This is a genomic window from Burkholderia sp. MSMB1826 (assembly GCF_001526325.1).
In the GTDB taxonomy this organism is placed as follows: Bacteria; Pseudomonadota; Gammaproteobacteria; order Burkholderiales; family Burkholderiaceae; genus Burkholderia.
The window spans coordinates 282,304-297,384 of the sequence record NZ_LOYN01000043.1; the positions used below are offsets into that span (position 1 = coordinate 282,304).

The window sequence follows — 15,081 nt, forward strand, 5'->3', positions numbered from 1 at the left end:
CCATGAGCAGCGACAACACCCTGCAGACTCCCGCGCGGCCCGCAGCCGCCGATCCCGCCAGTGCCCGCCAGCACCCGTCGGCCGACCACACCGGTGCGCCACGCGCGCCAGGTGGGGCGGACGCCCGCACGCAACCGGCGCCGGGCGGCGCCGCACCGGCCACGCCGCCGCCCGCCAGACGCAAGCATCTCGTACGTGCGCTCGTCGCCGCGTTCGCGGTCGGCATCGCCGGGTGGGGTATCTGGTACGGAATCGTCGGCCGCTGGTACGAGTCCACCGACAACGCGTACGCGCAAGGCAACGTCGTCGAGCTGACGCCGCAGGTGACGGGCACCGTCGTGTCGATCGACGCGGACGACGGCGCCCTCGTCCGCGCCGGCACGCCGCTCGTCCGTCTCGACGCGAGCGACGCGCAGATCGCGCTCGCTGCCGCGCAGGCCGATCTCGCGGCCACCGTGCGCAAGGTGCGCGGCCTGTACAGCAACGAGCGCGGGCTCGCGAACAGCATCGACGGCGCACGCGCCGACCTGGACGCGCGGCGCACCGCGCTCGACAAGGCAAGGGCCGACTACCGGCGCCGCGAGGACCTCGGCCGCTCCGGCGCGATCTCGCGCGAGGAGCTCGCCCATGCGCTCGACACGCTGACGTCCGCGCAAAGCGCATACGCCGCCGCGCAAAGCGCGCTCGCGACCTTGAGCGAACAGCACCAGACGAGCAAGGCGCTCGTCGACGACACCGCGGTCGCATCGCATCCCGACGTGCAAGCCGCGGCGTCGCGGTTGCGCGCCGCCTATCTTGCCCGTGCGCGCACCGACATCGTCGCGCCCGTCACCGGCTACGTCGCCAAGCGCACGGTGCAGGTCGGGCAGCGCGTGTCGCCCGGCGTGCCGCTGCTCGCGGTCGTACCGCTGCGCGAGCTGTGGGTCGAAGCGAACTTCACCGAAAAACAGCTCGAGCACATGCGGATCGGGCAACCGGTCGAACTGACGGCCGACCTGTACGGCGACGCCGTGCGGTATACGGGCCGCGTGCAGAGCCTCGGTGTCGGCACCGGCAGCGCGTTCTCGCTGCTGCCCGCGCAGAACGCGACCGGCAACTGGATCAAGATCGTGCAGCGATTGCCGGTGCGCATCGAACTGACGGATCCGTCGCAACTCGACGCGCATCCGCTGCGCATCGGCCTGTCGATGCATGCGCGCGTCGACCAGCACGACCGTAGCGGCGCGATGCTGTCGCGTCGCGAGCAGGATTCGCCGGTGTTTCGGACCGACGTGTACCGCGACGAGCTCGCGCGCGCCGACAGCCTGATCGCGGACATCGTGCATGCGAACCTGCCGGCGGCGGTGCGTGCGGAGCGTGTGCGATGAGCGGCCCGATGCCGGCCGCGGACGCCGGCTTTCGTCCGTCGAGCGTCGCGCTGACGACGTTCGGCCTCGCGCTCGCGGTGTTCATGCAGGTGCTCGACGGCACCGTCGCGAACGTCTCGCTGCCGACGATCGCCGGCAACTTCGGCGTCAGCACGACGCAGAGCGCATGGGTCGTCACGACGTTCTCGGTCAGCAATGCGATCGCCTTGCCGTTGACCGGGTTTCTCGTCAAGCGCGTCGGACAAGTGCGGTTGTTCGTGTGGGCGACGCTGGCGTTCACGTTCGCGTCGCTGCTGTGCGGCCTCGCGCAGAACCTGCCGCAGCTCGTCGCGTTCCGCGCGCTGCAGGGCCTCGTGGCCGGCCCGATGATCCCGACCACCCAGGCGCTGATGCTGTCGATCTACCCGCCGCAGCGGCGCGGCTTCGCGCTGTCGATGATCGCGATGGTCACCGTCGTCGCGCCGATCGCCGGCCCCGTGTTCGGCGGCTGGGTGACGGAACATTACTCGTGGCGCTGGGCGTTCCTGATCAATCTCCCGATCGGCGTATTCGCCGCGATGTGCGTGTTCGCGCAGATGCGCGCGCGCGTCGAGACGACGGTCGCCGCGCGCGTCGATTATGTCGGTCTCGCCGCGCTCGTCGTCGGCGTCGGCGCGCTGCAGATCGTGCTCGACAAGGGTAACGAGGCCGACTGGTTCAACTCGACGTTCATCGTCGTGATGTCCGTGGTCGCCGCGTTCGGGATCCTGCTGTTCCTGATCTGGGAGCTCAACGAGCCGAACCCGATCGTGAACCTGAGGCTGTTCGCGCATCGCAACTTCGCGGCCGGCACGCTGACGCTCGTGCTCGCGTACTCGGCGTTCTTCGCGGTCAACGTGATCGTGCCGCAGTGGCTGCAGCGCACGCTCGGCTATACGGCGTTCTGGGCCGGGCTGGCCGTCGCGCCGATGGGCGTGATCCCCGTGCTGATGACGCCGTTCATGGGCAAGTACGCGCCGCGCTTCAACATGCGCGTGCTCGTGTGCTGCGCGTTCGCGATCCTCGGTACGTCGTCGTTCCTGCGCGCGGGCTTCGTGCCCGACGTCGACTTCACGCACATCGCGCTGATCCAGTTGCTGCAGGGCCTCGGCCTCGCGCTGTTCATCATGCCGATCAACAGCATCCTGCTGTCCGACCTGAAGCCGGACGAAATCGCCGCGGGCTCCGGCCTGTCGACGTTCCTGCGTACGCTCGGCGCGAGCTTCGCCGTGTCGATCACGTCGTTCCTGTGGGACCGGCGCGCGATCCTGCATCACGCGCAGCTCAGCGAACACGTGAGCAAGTTCGATCCGGCCGTTCGCGCCGAGCTCGCGCAGCTCGGCGGCGGCGATCCGCAACGCGCGGCGGCGCTGCTCGGCAACCTGGTCGATGCGCAGGCGTACCAGATTTCGTTCAACGACGTGTCGTTCGCGCTCGGTTGCGTGTATCTCGCCGTGATCGCGGTGGTGTGGCTCGCCCGCCCGCCGTTCGGCCCCGGCGCCGCCGCCAAACGATGAAGCGAGTGCTGCGCGGCCCGTTCCGACCCATGCTGTTCAATTCGATGGAGATTGACCCGATGCCTACCCACCACGCCGGAAATACGCCGCCCGCACTGGCGACGCTCGCCGTATTCGACGTCGCGGAATTTCCGCTCGTCGTCGTGCGCAACGATGCAATCGCATCCCGCGGCTACGCACAACGCTGGCTCGACGACATGCACGCGCTGATGCGGCACGGCGAGCCGTTTGTCATGATCTTTCCGCCGGCCCGCCCCGACGAGCCGCACGACGACCGCAAGGAGCGCGGCATGTGGCTCAAGCAAAACCGCGCCGCGCTCGCCGCGGTCTGCCGCGCGCTCGTGTCGGTCGAACCGGACCCGAACGAGCGTGAAGCGGCCATCGCCAACGCGTCCGGCATCGAAAAGGCGTTCGGGATTCCGTTCGACGTCGCGGCTTCGCTGGATGACGCGAAGCAGGCGGGTCGGCGACGACTGACCGAGGCGGTCTAGCGCGGCCCGTTCGCGCGCAACGCCTCGAACCGGTTGCGCAAGTCCGCCTGATTGAAGATTTCAACGAATAAACGGGGTGGCTTGTATGAAAGGACTGGATTGTCTGAAATGGTTGGTACCCGGCGACACGGACGCGTCATGGCAGCGGATGACCGACGCGGCCGCCGGCATGGGATTCGACAAGGTCGTACTGATCGTGTTGCCGTTTACCGGCGCATCGTTCGATCTCGCGCGCAAGTGGAGCAGCGGCGTGCCGGGCTGGACGGCGCTGTACCGGCAGCGGCAGTTCGACCGCATCGACCCGATGCTGCAGCATTGCTTTCGTTCGGCGCTGCCGCTCGTCTGGGACGACGCGCTGTTCGGATTGCCCGGGCAACGGCCGTGCTACGAAGCGGCGGCCGCGTACGGCATGCGCAGCGGCGTCGTGCTGCCCGTGCGCGGCCCGAAGGGGGAGGTCGGCATGCTGTCGTGCGCAAGCGCGGACGATCTCGCCGCCACGCGCGAGCGCTGCGACCGGCATCTGGCCGCGCTTACGCTGTTGCGCGACATCGCATGCGAAGCGATCGCCGGCACGCGCTGCCACGCACCGCCCGACAGCGTGCCGCGCCTCAGCCGGCGGGAGGTCGAGTGCCTGCGCTGGCATGCGGCCGGCAAGACCTCGTGGGAAATCGGCCACATCCTGAACGTGACCGAGTCGTGCATCAACTTCCACTTCATGAACATTCGCCGCAAGTTCAACGTGTCACGTCGGCACGAAGCCGTGCTGCGCGCGGTCGAGTGGGGGCTGATCAGCATCTCCGACGTGACGGTGCCGACCTGATGCCGGCGTCTCGTCGAGCCAACGGTCGAGAAACGCGCTGAGCCACGCGGCCGTCGAGCGGTCGTGGCGGCAGCCTTCGCTCGCCTGCGTCGCGAGATCCTGCGCGCCGGGCGCCGCGAGCTTGTGCGCGGCGGCCGTGCTCCAGCGCCGCATCATCGGATAGCTCACTTCCGGATGGAACTGGACACCGTACGCGCACGGCCCGTAACGGACGGCCTGGTTCTCGAAATGCTTGCCCGTCGCGAGAATCTCGAGCCCGGCAACGCGCTCGAAGCCCTCGCGATGCCACTGGTACACGTGCGACGGCCATGAACCGAGCCGCCGGCCGGCCGGCGTCGCGGCGATCGGCCAGTAGCCGATTTCCGCGCGTCCGTCCCGATGCGCGCTCACGCGACCGCCCAGATGGCGGATCATCATCTGCGCGCCGAGGCAGACGCCGAGAAACGGCGCCGCCTCGCGCAGCGGCACGCCGATCCAGTCGATCTCGTCGCGGATCCAGCGATCGCCGTCATTGGCGCTCATCGGGCCGCCGAACACCACGGCGCCGGCATGGTCGGCGAGCGTCGTCGGCAACGGATCGCCGAGCGGCGGACGGCGGATGTCGAGCGGATGGCCGCGCGCGGCGAGCAGCCGGCCGATCCGGCCGGGGCTCGACTGTTCGCGATGCAGCACGATCAGGATCGGACGAAGTGCGGAGTGCGTCATGTCGTGTGGTCGGTAGAAGAGTCGGTAGAAGATCAGCCCGGCTGGCCGCGCAACGCTTCGAACGACACCATCACCTGTTCGCGGTAGGCGGGCCGTCGGCACAGGCGGGCGTACCAGGCCTCGACGTGCGGCAGCGGCGGCCGCTCGACGTCGAGCGAGAAATAGCGGAACAGCGTCGCGCCGGCCGGAATGTCGGCCAAGCCCGGCGTCGCGCCGCCGAGAAACGGCTGGGTCGACAGCAGCCGGTCGAGCAGCCGGTAATGCATGGCGCTGCGCGCGGCCTTGTCGCGCACGATCGCATCGTCGCGCCGCTCCGATGGCGTTCGCACGAGTGCCCAGAACAATCCGGTCATCACGTCGGGTTCGAGCGCGGTCTGCGACCAGTCCATCCAGCGCTCCGCGCGCGAACGTGCGAACGTGTCGCGACACCAGAACGGATTGTTCGGCACCCGCGCGGCCAGATAGCGCAGGATCGTGTGCGACTCCCATACGACGTCGCCGTCCCAGTCGATCACCGGAATCCGGCAGGTCGGATTCAGCGCCGCGAACGCGGGCGTCTGCAGCGAGCCGTGCTCGCCGCCGACCGGAATATGCCGGTAGGGCAGGCCGAGCTCGCCGATCAGCCACAACACCTTCTGCACGTTGAACGACGTGCGGCGGCCCCAGACGGTCAGCATCGCGACGCATCCTCGCAGGCGGCGATCGACGCGCATGCCGCGTAGCGATCGAGGCCAGCCGCCAGGTCGGCGATCAGGTCGTCCGGATCCTCGAGCCCGATGTGCAGGCGCACGCCGCGGCTGCCGGACGGCCAGCGCGCCGCGAGGTCGTGCGCATCCAGCTCGAACGGCAGCGCGAGACTCTCGTAGCCACCCCACGAATAGCCGAGCCCGAACAGCGTCAGGTGATCGAGCAACGCGTCGATCGCGTGCGCGGGAGCCGGCTGCAGCACGACCGAGAACAGCCCCGACGCGCCACGGAAATCGCGGCGCCACAGCGCGTGCCCGTCGTCGCCCGGCAGGGCCGGATACAGCACGCGCTGCACCTCGGGACGCCCGTCGAGCCAGCTCGCGACCGCGAGCGCGTTGCGCTGGTGCTGCCGTAACCGCACGCCGAGGGTACGCAACCCGCGCAGCGCGAGATACACGTCGTCGGGGCCCGCGCACAGCCCGAGATCGCCATGCAGTTGCTTCAACGCGGGCCACGCGCGCGCGCTGGCCGACACCGTGCCGAGCATCGCATCCGAGTGCCCGACCAGATACTTGGTGGCGGCCTGGATCGACAGGTCGATCCCGAACGCATGCGGCTGAAAGAACAGCGGCGTGGCCCAGCTGTTGTCCGCGATGACCTGGGCGCCGTGTGCGTGCGCGAGCCGCACGAGGGCAGGGATGTCGTGCATGTCGAACGTGTAGGACCCGGGCACTTCGACGTACAGCGCGCGCGTGTTCGGACGAAACGCGGCTGCGACGGACGTGCCGCCGCCGTACCACGTCGTCTCGACGCCGAGCCGCGCAAGCACGCCTTCGCATGCGTGACGCACCGGGCCGTAGACCGATGCGGTCATCAGCAGATGGTCGCCAGGCTTCAGGCACGACAGCAGCGCGAGCGTGCACGCGGACAGGCCCGACGGGCACAGCACCGCGCCGGCTCCCCCCTCGAGGCTCGTCACCGCGCGCTCGAGCGCTTCCGTCGTCGGCGTGCCGCGACGGCCGTAGATATACGGCTGCGTGCGGTTCAGCAGATCCGACACCGTCGGGCTGAGCACGGTCGACGCATGGTAGACGGGCGGATTGACGAAGCCGTGCCACGCGGCGCTGTCGCGGCCCGCGTGCGCGAGCCGCGTGTCGTCGTGCAGGCGGTCATGCATGCCGTCGCGCGGCAGCGACGGCGGTTCGGCGGACATCACGGCCATAGCGCACACCGTTCCCAGCGCGCGCCGGCGCGACGATAAGCCTGCCGCGCGAAACGGCGCGAACTGTCGGCCCGCCAGAACTCGACTTCGTCGGGCGCCAGCGCATACAGGTGCCAGTCCTCCGACACGAGCGCGGGATCGGCGGCCAGACGCTCGAGCTGCGCGTCGATCGCACGCGTCAGGTCGGCGGGATCGTCGAGCCGTTCGCTTTGCCGTCCGGCCAGAATGCTCGCGCGCGACCGCTCGGGGCGACCCGCGAAATCGGCATGGCCTTCGGCGGCCGGCAACCGCTCGACCGGGCCGCTCAGCCGGATCTGGCTCGCGATCACCGGCCAGTAAAAAGTCAGCGCCGCGAACGGCCGGTTCGCGAGCTGGCGCCCCTTGGGACTGCGCGCGTTCGCCGCGAAATGCCAGCCGCGAGCGTCCACATTCAGCAGCACGACGGACCGCGCATCGGGCCGTCCGTCCGGGTGGACCGTCGACAGCGTCGTTACTTGCGGTTCCAGTGCGCCGGCGGTCACGGCCTCGTCGAGCCAGCGTTCGAACTGCGCGTGCGGCGTGCCGGCCCAGTTGTCGGTCGCCACGTGCGGCGCAGCGTGGGCGAGCGTTTTCAGCGCCTTCAGGCGCGTTGCGATCGTATCCATGGCGACACTCATGCGATGCCGAATTGCGTCGCGCGGGCGATCAACCGATGCGCGGCGAGATAGTCGGGGACTTCCGCGAGGAAGCCGTCGACGACGGCGGCGGCAACGCGACGGCCGCCGGAGGCGCGCCGCGCGTAGTCGAACGCGTCGATCACGCGGCGGGCGAGGGCGACTTCGTCGGCCGTCGGCGTCAGTACGCGATTGACGACCGGCACGAACTGCGCGTTGACGATCGCTTTCGCCTGGTAGCCGAGGCCACGCGACACGCGCATGTCGAGTTCAGCACCTTCGTTGTCGGCATAGCTGTACGGGCAGTCGATCGCGGTCACGCCGACCGCCGCGCATTCGACGCGAAAGCGCGAGCGCACGTAGTCGAGCTCGCGACCCGCACGGGTGCGCTCGGCGCCCATGTCGGCCACCATGTCCTCGGTCGCGACGAGCACGGCCGATACACGCGGGCTCGAGCGCGCGATCGCCATCGTGTTCACGAGACCGAGCGTCGTCTCGACGTTCGGCACGAGCTCGGTCGAGCCCGGCGCGATGCCGTACTCGCGCTCGAAACGTGTGACGGCTTCGTCGAGCGCGACGACCTGCTCGGGCGTCGCGACGTACGACATCATCACGATGTCCGGGCGCCCGCGCATCGCGGCGCGCAGGTCGTCGATGCCGCCCGCGTCGAGCGGATTCACGCGCACGGACGCCAGCACGCCGGCATCGCGCCAGCCCGCGAGCACCCGCTCGCTCAGTTCGCGCGCGGCCGGGCGCCGGTCGGGAGGAGTAAAGGTTTCCAGTTCCTGGATCAGGACGTCCGCACCGCTCGCGGTGCCGTCAACGAGCGCATCGTGATCGGCGCCGGCGAGAAACAGCCAGGAGCGGCGCAGGCGGGAAGGGCGTCGGTTCGTCGGTGTCATGCGTGGTTTCCTGTAGGGCGCGTGGTACGCGTGGCGATGGCGCGGGCGATCAGCCGGCGCGCATCATCTGGTTGAAGATGTTCTTGCGATGCATTTCCTCGGTGCCGCCGACGCTCATGAAGCCCAGCGCGTCCGAGGCGAACGCGGCCACCGGCCCGGCCTGGTAGCCGAGGCTGCCGTACAGCCGCACGAGGCCGAGCGCGCTGTCGACGAGATCCTGAGCGCCGACCAGCTTCGCGATCGAGCACGTCATCAACGCTTGCGGATGGTCCGTCAGCAACTGCGCGAGCGCGCCGCGCGCGAGCCACGTGCCGCGCTCGATACCGATCTGCAGGTCCACGAGGCGGCGCTGCACGTACTGATGCGTGTCGATCGTGCTGTCGAAGCTGCGTCGCTCGCGGCAATAGCCGATCGCATCGCGCAGATAGGGCGCCGTCACCTGGGCGGCGACGAGGCCGTAATAGAGACGGCCGAGCGAGATGATGTCGATCAGGTTGCCGAGCCCGGCACCCGGTTCGCCGAGCAGTTGGCCGCGCATGATCGGACAGTCGTCGAAATGCAGCGCGCCGGTGGGCAGGTCGTCGAGGCCGAGCTTGCGGTCGGGCGCGGCCACCGTCATGCCCGGCTGGTCGCGATCGACGATCACGAGCGCGGTGTTGCGCCGACCCGGCGTTTCGATGCGCGTGACGACGAGGATGAAACGCGCAAGCGGTGCATGCGCGATATTGAATTTGCTGCCGGTCAGCCGATAGCCGTCGCCGTGCTCGACGAGCGTCGTCGCGATACTGCGCACGTCGGTGCCGGTGCCCGGCTCGGCAATCGCGGTCGCGCTCAGTTCGCCGCGCAGGATCGCGCCGAAATAGCGGTCCTGCTGCGCCGCCGTGCCATATCGCTCGAGCGCGCGCACCATGCCGGCCTGCGCGATCACCGACAGCAGCAGCGCCGGACGGCGGATCGACGATGCAAGCCCTTCCAGCGCCGCGGAAAAATGCCACCAGCCGTGACCGTCGCCTCCATACGTCTCCGGCACGATCATGTCCCACAATCCTTCGTGCCCGAGCCGCGTCCAGCCGGCTTCGTCGAATCGGGCGGGCGCGTTGCCGTCATGTGCGACGGCGGCGGCGATCCCCGCGCCGATCTGGCGAAACCGCGTACGCGTCGCGTGCTGCTCCTGCGTCCAGTCAAATGGCATCTTTCGTGTCTCCGGTCGAAGCGGCGCGGCCTTCGACGGCGCGCCAGTGGTGACGACAAGATTAAGGGGCCACGGACAGCGCAGGTACTGGCAGTAGTGGTAGTTGCAGGGTGAATGGACGGTTCAGGGGGATCTCGACGGCCCGGGATACGAGGCCGATCGATTCACCGACGCTGGACATCCGGCGTATCGGTGCGGCGAAGGGTGGGGCGGCCGCCTGCGTGCGTGCGGTCGAGCGCGACGCGATCGCGCAGAGGATGGTCGACACTGAAACAATTTGGACTACGATTCAACTCCGTGTTTCGCATCGCCTGAATCCGGGTTTGACAACGCGTGTCATACCAGGATTCAGATGTCCGCCTGCCGGCTATTTAAAAGTGATTTCAGCCAGACGGTCAACTGATAAACCTTCAGCGGATGCTGTCGACGTGGAATCCACAAGCCCGCGTCCGTCATCAGCCTCCTGACCGTCTCCTTGGCCAACCGAATGCCGTGGCACTCCCAGAGCTTCTCGCACGCCAGCGTCGGCCCGAAATCAGCGTAGCGCTCGCGAATAACGGTCAGGGCACGTAACGCCAGCCCGTCGTCGAGCTTGCGGTTGCCCGGCCGGCCGCGACGGCCCGAAGCTACGCCGCTGGCTCCTTGCTCTCGATATCGGATGATCAGCCGTTCCACCTGGCGCACGCTCAGGCCCAGCCGTTTAGCCGCACGCCCAGGCTTCAAGCCCGTGTCCACCACGGCCTGGATTACCTTGAGTCGATCAAGCTCTCGCATCGTCAGTGTCACCAATCCGGCTGGCTGCATGGTCGGCTCCCGGGCTTACTCAACGAGCCGTCCAGCACGCCAGCAGTCAAAAACACGACATCTGTAAATAGCCAGAACACGACATTAGGATATGGCTGCTACAACACAAACTATCGATAATGTTGATTATGTCAAATTGAATCGCTAGCAAACTTCATCTTCGACAGCGTCGGCATGACCATTTGAGCGTGATGCTCGTCGGCGAAGATCGACCACGCGTCGCGCATCAACGTCATGTTGTCGGACGTGCTGACGCCCATCGTGTTCATGGCGCGAACGTACTTTTCAGCGTCTTTGGTCGCGTGGCCGCCGAGCCCGAACGCCGTGATGCGCGCGCTCGTTCTGCATTTTCTTCGCTTCGTCGAGCGTGCCGACCAGATCGCCGAGGTTAGCGGCTCCCACGAAAAAGAGGCCGGCATTTGTCGCCGTGTATAGCGCCCGTTTTGGCCAAACCAACCATCGCGATTGAACATCTTTGGTCATATTTCGGACCTCGATCAAACGTGTGCGGCGCGTTCTAACACTTCGCGCGCAGCGCGCCCGAGCACCTCTTCCGACCACTGATTTACGCTCTTGCCTGCAACGGCCGCCGCGACACCGACGGCCGCGTGCGTTTCCGGATTGATGCGCAACATCAGCTTTCCCGACGCCGGCTTTTGCGGCGCTCGGCCCGTGCGTGCGCACTCGTCGAGGTAATGGTCGACGGCCGCGTGAAAGTCGTCCGTCAGTTCGGCGACCGTCTCGCCGTGAAAGCTGATCTTGTCATCGACGCCGAGCACATGCCCGACAAAAATATTGTCGCGGCCGTCGAAGTCGACGCGGGCGTAATAGCCCTTGTACGTCATTGCGTTGGTCATGGCTTTATCCCCATTTCATTGAACCACTCGCGCACATCCGCTACCTGATAGCGCTTCGCCTCTTTGCCCGGATGCGGGCGGTGCAGGTATCGGCGCGTCCCGTTCAGCTCGAAGGCAATGCGCGACCCGGCGCCTTCGTGAATGCTGCCGCCCAACGCGACAACCAATGCTTCGATATCCGCGAACACGATGCCGCCCAGGGTCGGCTTCGTGTAGATCGCGCTCAGCGTGCGGGCGTGTTTCGTCTTCATAGACTCGTGATAGCACAATTTGATATCACTTGATATCGAATGATAGCAAATTGTGCTATCGCCGTTTGATTCCCACCGACGCGATCGCGGGCCGCTAGCCCTGTCTGACGCGTCGAGGCACGCAGGATTACGATGGCGCTGCCAGCCCGCCAGAGGGCTGAAATCGCGCGAATGACTCGGGTTTGCCAGCGGGGCCGACTCACGAACACCCGACCCCGCACCCGGAAAATCGCATCCCCCTCCCCGCGCTTCGCTAAATGGATCGTTTTTGATGCACCGGCCGGGATCGGCGTAAACGCCCGCTGGCGCGGGGTTTCGGCGATTTCATATGGTGAGAAAATGATGCGGTTTGGCGCGTAAACCCGACGAAACAACGCGTCGGCATGTGACCCGGCCGGCGCGACCGGATTTATGCGCCCCGGCGGCTCGATCGCGCCTCGAAATCGTCGATCAGCCACGACGCGCCGAGCGCCAGCGCGGCATTCCGTGACACGGCACGCTGGCCGCGAAACCTTACATCTCCGCACTTGAGGCTGGCTGCCAGTCCGGAAGGAAGACCACGAAGACGCCTACGAGGTGCGCCTCAAGCGCGGATCGAACCTGCATCTCGACCACCGTATTTCTGCGCGATGTAGCCGATCCGGTCCGCGCCCATCCTTCGTCGTCCCGGCGCGCGCCGCGCGCCGGGACCGGTTGCCGCCTGGCGGCTTCCTCGCCGTCAGAACCGGTACGTCGCGCCGACCTGGAAGAAACGGCCAAGGTCCGTGTAGAGCGACTGGTCATAGCCCGTGATGTCGGGCACGGCTTGCCACTCGACGTCGAACGGCGGCTTCTTGTCGAAGAGGTTCGTGATACCGCCGTAAATCGTCCAATGCTTGAAGCCGCGGTAGTTGAACATCAGGTTGAACTGGCTGTACGACGCCACTGAGCCCGTGCCGCCGTCGCCGAATTCGGCGGCCACGGCGTTCGTATAGGGCCCCGTGTATTGCCAGGTCAGCGTGGTGGTCAGTTGCCGGTAGTCCCAGCTCAGGCTCGTATTGCCCTTCCAGCGCGGGTTGCTCGCGCCGAACGGCTGCAGCAGCGCCAGGTTGTTGCCGGCGAAGTCCTGCGGCGCGGTTCCGGGGCTGTGCAGCTTGAAGTGCCACACATAGGCCCAGTCGCCCGAGAGCGTGAACGTGCCGTACTTGGTGCGCAGCGCCTTGCGGAAGTTCAGATCGAAACCATCGGTGTCGAGCGCGCCGAGGTTCACGAAATGCTGAACGAGGTAACGCACCGACCCGTCGGCATTGCGCACGACGCGGGAGGGATCGTTGGCGACGAGCACCGCGTTCGGATCGTCGGTGCCGATGACGCCGTCGATGCGGACCTTGTAGAACGCCGCGCCGATATCGGTCATCGCGTCGGGCGAAAGCTGGAAGCCGATGTTGTAGTTCTTCGTGTGCTCGGGCTGAAGATTCGGATTGCCCGCGACTTGCTCCGTCGTGAAGTGCTTCGTCGGCACACCGCTCGGATCGTTCGGATCGACGAGGTTCTGGTGAGAGAGATAGACGGCCTGCGAGTTTTCGACGAGGGTCGGCGCGCGGAAGCCGCGACTATACGATGCATACGTCGTCAGCATTTGCACGGGCTGGAAACGCAGCGCAAAGCTCGGCGAAAACGCCCCGCCGAAGTCGCTGTAGTGATCGTAGCGGCCCGCCTGCGTGAACGTCAGGTTGCGCAGGATCGGAATGTCGACCTGGTAGAACGCGGCGGCGACGTTGCGCGAACCTTCCACCGTCTGCACGTTCGCGGGCGCGGATACGCCTTGCGACGCGAGCGTCTGCGGGTTGATCGTCGACGATTCGTGGCGGAACTCGGTGCCCAGGCCCAGACCGACGGGTCCCCCGGGCAGCGTGAACAGATTCGACGTCGAGGCCTTGGCCGTCACGCTGTCGACCTTCGAGATGGCCTGCTGATCGTCGTCCGTGAAAACACCCTTCAGGCCGTTCGGCGTGGAGCCCGGGTTCGAGAAGTTGTAGGTGCCGTTGGCGAGCATGTTCTCGAGGCCCGCGACGTTGATCCGGTTGCTGTACGTCGTATCGACCGTGCTCTGCGAGTGGCCGTAATCGGCCGACCAGTCCCACGCGCCGAACCTGCCCGCGTCGAACGAGCCTTTGACGCCGGTATTCGCCATCCAGAACGTCGAGACCGTATCCGCCCCCACGACGTTGGCCGGGAAGGTCAGGTTGATCGCCGTCGGCACGCCGAACGGGTTATAGGGGTTGCTCACCGGTACGGTGCGCGGCAACGGCGAAACGGATCCGGTCGACGGGTTGTAGACGTTCGTCGTGCTAGAGATCGAGGCCGGCCCCTGCGACTGGACGGTTTCATCGCGGCTCACCCAGAAGCCCGCATAGGCCTGCGTGTTGTCGTCGATCTTGAAGGTGGCGCGCACCTTCGCGTTCAGGCGCGTCGTGGACGGAACGAGCGATGTCGAGGCGGCCGGGTTGTACGTGCAATTGGTCGCACTCGTCTTGCTGCCCGGCGGGCACGGCGAAAGCGGCACCTTCGAGCCATCCGCCAGCGACCAGTACGACTGCTGGTTCGGCCCGAGCGGCGCGGCCAGGCCGCCGGGATATTGCGTGAAGTCTTGTGCCGACGTCATGTCGCGATCGCCGAGCGTCGAGCCCGAATCGCGGTAGTAGCTGGCGGCCGCGGTGACGTTGAAGCGATCCGAATTCAGATCGCCGAAGCCGGCCAGTACGCTGAAGTTGCCCTGCCCGTCGCCCGGATGCTGCGCCTTGCCGAGTTGGCCGTCGATCTGCAGGCCCTGAAAGTTCTTCTTCGTGATGATGTTGACGACGCCCGCGATCGCGTCCGACCCGTAGACGGACACCGCGCCGGTCTTGACGATCTCGACGCGCTCCACCATGTTCAGCGGAATCGCGTTGACGTCGAAGAACGTGTCGGTGAAGTTCACCGACTGCGCATAGTTCGCGACGCGCTGGCCGTCGACGAGCACGAGCGTGTATTTCTCGCTGAGCCCGCGCAACGCCATGCCGGCGCCGCCGGGGGCCGAGCTGTTCATCGTCGTCTGGCCCCAGCTGCTGGCGGAATTGGCCGAGGTCGAACGCAGGAAATCGGCGACCGTCGTGTATCCGCTTTGCTGGATTTCCTTCGCGGTGATGACCTGCACTTCGGTGTGGCCGACCTTGTCGGACGTGCGGATCAGCGAGCCCGTCACCTCGAACTTGTCGAGCTTTTTCACGGTCTGCCCGCCCGCGGCGGCGCCCGATGCCGGCGCGGGCGCCTCAGCGGCAGTGCCGCCGGTTTGCCCGGCGGCGACGCCCCCGTCGACAGGCGTCGTCTGCGCGTAAGCGGAGGTACCCAAAGCCGCCGTCAACGCGACTTCAGCCCATGCGATGCTGCGTATTGCCGATCCCAAAGCCGTTGGTTTCATAACACCCCTCTGTCGTCGCAAGGCCTGACCTTTTTGTACGAACGGAGATTCGCCGGCCTTTAAATAGCGTTGCCCCGCATTCCTGATTCGTCATCTTGTGCTCACAACCATTCCGTCCGACCGCCCGCTTCTTTCAACTTTATTTCTTGTGTTTAC

Annotated in this window: 13 protein-coding genes and 2 pseudogenes; 4 read left to right on the forward strand and 11 right to left on the reverse strand. The window is 66.9% G+C overall.

The genetic code is table 11. From position 1 onward, the window contains the following. The first annotated feature begins 2 nt into the window (after positions 1 to 2). From WS95_RS24980 to WS95_RS24995, 4 genes are all read left to right on the forward strand, one after another. Positions 3 to 1,367, forward strand: coding sequence for an efflux RND transporter periplasmic adaptor subunit (locus WS95_RS24980; RefSeq protein ID WP_059826698.1), 1,365 nt, complete (start codon positions 3 to 5; stop codon positions 1,365 to 1,367). After that, positions 1,364 to 2,902 carry a DHA2 family efflux MFS transporter permease subunit gene (locus WS95_RS24985; protein WP_034207345.1) on the forward strand — a complete coding sequence of 513 codons (1,539 nt, stop codon included), beginning with the start codon at positions 1,364 to 1,366 and terminating at the stop codon, positions 2,900 to 2,902. The genes WS95_RS24980 and WS95_RS24985 overlap by 4 nt, the downstream gene beginning before the upstream one ends. A gap of 5 nt (positions 2,903 to 2,907) precedes the next feature. After that, a complete protein-coding gene (locus WS95_RS24990) occupies positions 2,908 to 3,393 on the forward strand; it encodes a hypothetical protein (protein ID WP_230624922.1) in 486 nt (161 codons plus the stop codon). Positions 3,394 to 3,478: 85 nt separating this feature from the next. Further along, positions 3,479 to 4,213: an autoinducer binding domain-containing protein gene (locus WS95_RS24995; RefSeq protein WP_060260633.1), complete on the forward strand. Its 735-nt coding sequence runs from the start codon at positions 3,479 to 3,481 to the stop codon at positions 4,211 to 4,213. On the opposite strand, the gene WS95_RS25000 is transcribed toward WS95_RS24995, so the two are convergent. The 11 genes and pseudogenes from WS95_RS25000 to WS95_RS25050 all read right to left on the reverse strand — a co-directional run bounded on the left by WS95_RS25000 (position 4,136) and on the right by WS95_RS25050 (position 14,925). Further along, complete coding sequence (locus WS95_RS25000; RefSeq protein ID WP_063890179.1) at positions 4,136 to 4,918, reverse strand: glutamine amidotransferase; 783 nt, start codon at positions 4,916 to 4,918, stop codon at positions 4,136 to 4,138. The genes WS95_RS24995 and WS95_RS25000 overlap by 78 nt on opposite strands. A 32-nt stretch (positions 4,919 to 4,950) precedes the next feature. After that, positions 4,951 to 5,595 carry a glutathione S-transferase family protein gene (locus WS95_RS25005; RefSeq protein WP_063890181.1) on the reverse strand — a complete coding sequence of 215 codons (645 nt, stop codon included), beginning with the start codon at positions 5,593 to 5,595 and terminating at the stop codon, positions 4,951 to 4,953. Then, positions 5,589 to 6,818, reverse strand: coding sequence for a cystathionine beta-lyase (gene metC, locus WS95_RS25010; protein ID WP_059826786.1), 1,230 nt, complete (start codon positions 6,816 to 6,818; stop codon positions 5,589 to 5,591). Before metC ends, WS95_RS25005 begins: the two co-directional genes overlap by 7 nt. Next, positions 6,818 to 7,471 carry a pyridoxine/pyridoxamine 5'-phosphate oxidase gene (locus WS95_RS25015; protein WP_034207347.1) on the reverse strand — a complete coding sequence of 218 codons (654 nt, stop codon included), beginning with the start codon at positions 7,469 to 7,471 and terminating at the stop codon, positions 6,818 to 6,820. Before WS95_RS25015 ends, metC begins: the two co-directional genes overlap by 1 nt. A gap of 8 nt (positions 7,472 to 7,479) precedes the next feature. After that, complete coding sequence (locus WS95_RS25020) at positions 7,480 to 8,382, reverse strand: HpcH/HpaI aldolase/citrate lyase family protein (protein ID WP_059826704.1); 903 nt, start codon at positions 8,380 to 8,382, stop codon at positions 7,480 to 7,482. A gap of 49 nt (positions 8,383 to 8,431) precedes the next feature. Then, positions 8,432 to 9,574 (reverse strand): acyl-CoA dehydrogenase family protein, encoded by a 1,143-nt coding sequence (locus WS95_RS25025; RefSeq protein WP_059826707.1) that lies wholly within the window; start codon positions 9,572 to 9,574, stop codon positions 8,432 to 8,434. 399 nt (positions 9,575 to 9,973) lie between these two features. After that, positions 9,974 to 10,378: pseudogene (locus WS95_RS25030) on the reverse strand (helix-turn-helix domain-containing protein); the annotation flags it as partial. 134 nt (positions 10,379 to 10,512) lie between these two features. Then, positions 10,513 to 10,777: pseudogene (locus WS95_RS34095) on the reverse strand (hypothetical protein); the annotation flags it as partial. 98 nt (positions 10,778 to 10,875) lie between these two features. Then, positions 10,876 to 11,235: a type II toxin-antitoxin system HicB family antitoxin gene (locus tag WS95_RS25040; RefSeq protein WP_034207352.1), complete on the reverse strand. Its 360-nt coding sequence runs from the start codon at positions 11,233 to 11,235 to the stop codon at positions 10,876 to 10,878. Next, the gene (locus tag WS95_RS25045; protein WP_059785835.1) at positions 11,232 to 11,486 is read right to left on the reverse strand and encodes a type II toxin-antitoxin system HicA family toxin; all 255 of its coding nucleotides are present in this window, start codon (positions 11,484 to 11,486) and stop codon (positions 11,232 to 11,234) included. The genes WS95_RS25040 and WS95_RS25045 overlap by 4 nt, the downstream gene beginning before the upstream one ends. 718 nt (positions 11,487 to 12,204) lie before the next feature. Beyond that, on the reverse strand, positions 12,205 to 14,925 hold the full coding sequence (locus WS95_RS25050) for a TonB-dependent receptor plug domain-containing protein (protein ID WP_059826710.1): 2,721 nt from the start codon (positions 14,923 to 14,925) through the stop codon (positions 12,205 to 12,207). Positions 14,926 to 15,081 lie beyond the last annotated feature (156 nt).

Excerpts from the sequence above, each read along its gene's own strand:
- WS95_RS25025 (WP_059826707.1), bottom strand. The coding sequence starts at position 9,574 with ATGCCATTTGACTGGACGCAGGAGCAGCACGCGACGCGTACGCGGTTT.
- WS95_RS25045 (WP_059785835.1), bottom strand. The coding sequence starts at position 11,486 with ATGAAGACGAAACACGCCCGCACGCTGAGCGCGATCTACACGAAGCCG.
- WS95_RS25040 (WP_034207352.1), bottom strand. The coding sequence starts at position 11,235 with ATGACCAACGCAATGACGTACAAGGGCTATTACGCCCGCGTCGACTTC.
- WS95_RS24985 (WP_034207345.1), top strand. The coding sequence starts at position 1,364 with ATGAGCGGCCCGATGCCGGCCGCGGACGCCGGCTTTCGTCCGTCGAGC.
- WS95_RS25015 (WP_034207347.1), bottom strand. The coding sequence starts at position 7,471 with ATGGATACGATCGCAACGCGCCTGAAGGCGCTGAAAACGCTCGCCCAC.
- WS95_RS25050 (WP_059826710.1), bottom strand. The coding sequence starts at position 14,925 with ATGAAACCAACGGCTTTGGGATCGGCAATACGCAGCATCGCATGGGCT.
- WS95_RS25000 (WP_063890179.1), bottom strand. The coding sequence starts at position 4,918 with ATGACGCACTCCGCACTTCGTCCGATCCTGATCGTGCTGCATCGCGAA.
- WS95_RS24995 (WP_060260633.1), top strand. The coding sequence starts at position 3,479 with ATGAAAGGACTGGATTGTCTGAAATGGTTGGTACCCGGCGACACGGAC.
- metC (WP_059826786.1), bottom strand. The coding sequence starts at position 6,818 with ATGTCCGCCGAACCGCCGTCGCTGCCGCGCGACGGCATGCATGACCGC.
- WS95_RS24980 (WP_059826698.1), top strand. The coding sequence starts at position 3 with ATGAGCAGCGACAACACCCTGCAGACTCCCGCGCGGCCCGCAGCCGCC.
- WS95_RS25005 (WP_063890181.1), bottom strand. The coding sequence starts at position 5,595 with ATGCTGACCGTCTGGGGCCGCCGCACGTCGTTCAACGTGCAGAAGGTG.
- WS95_RS25020 (WP_059826704.1), bottom strand. The coding sequence starts at position 8,382 with ATGACACCGACGAACCGACGCCCTTCCCGCCTGCGCCGCTCCTGGCTG.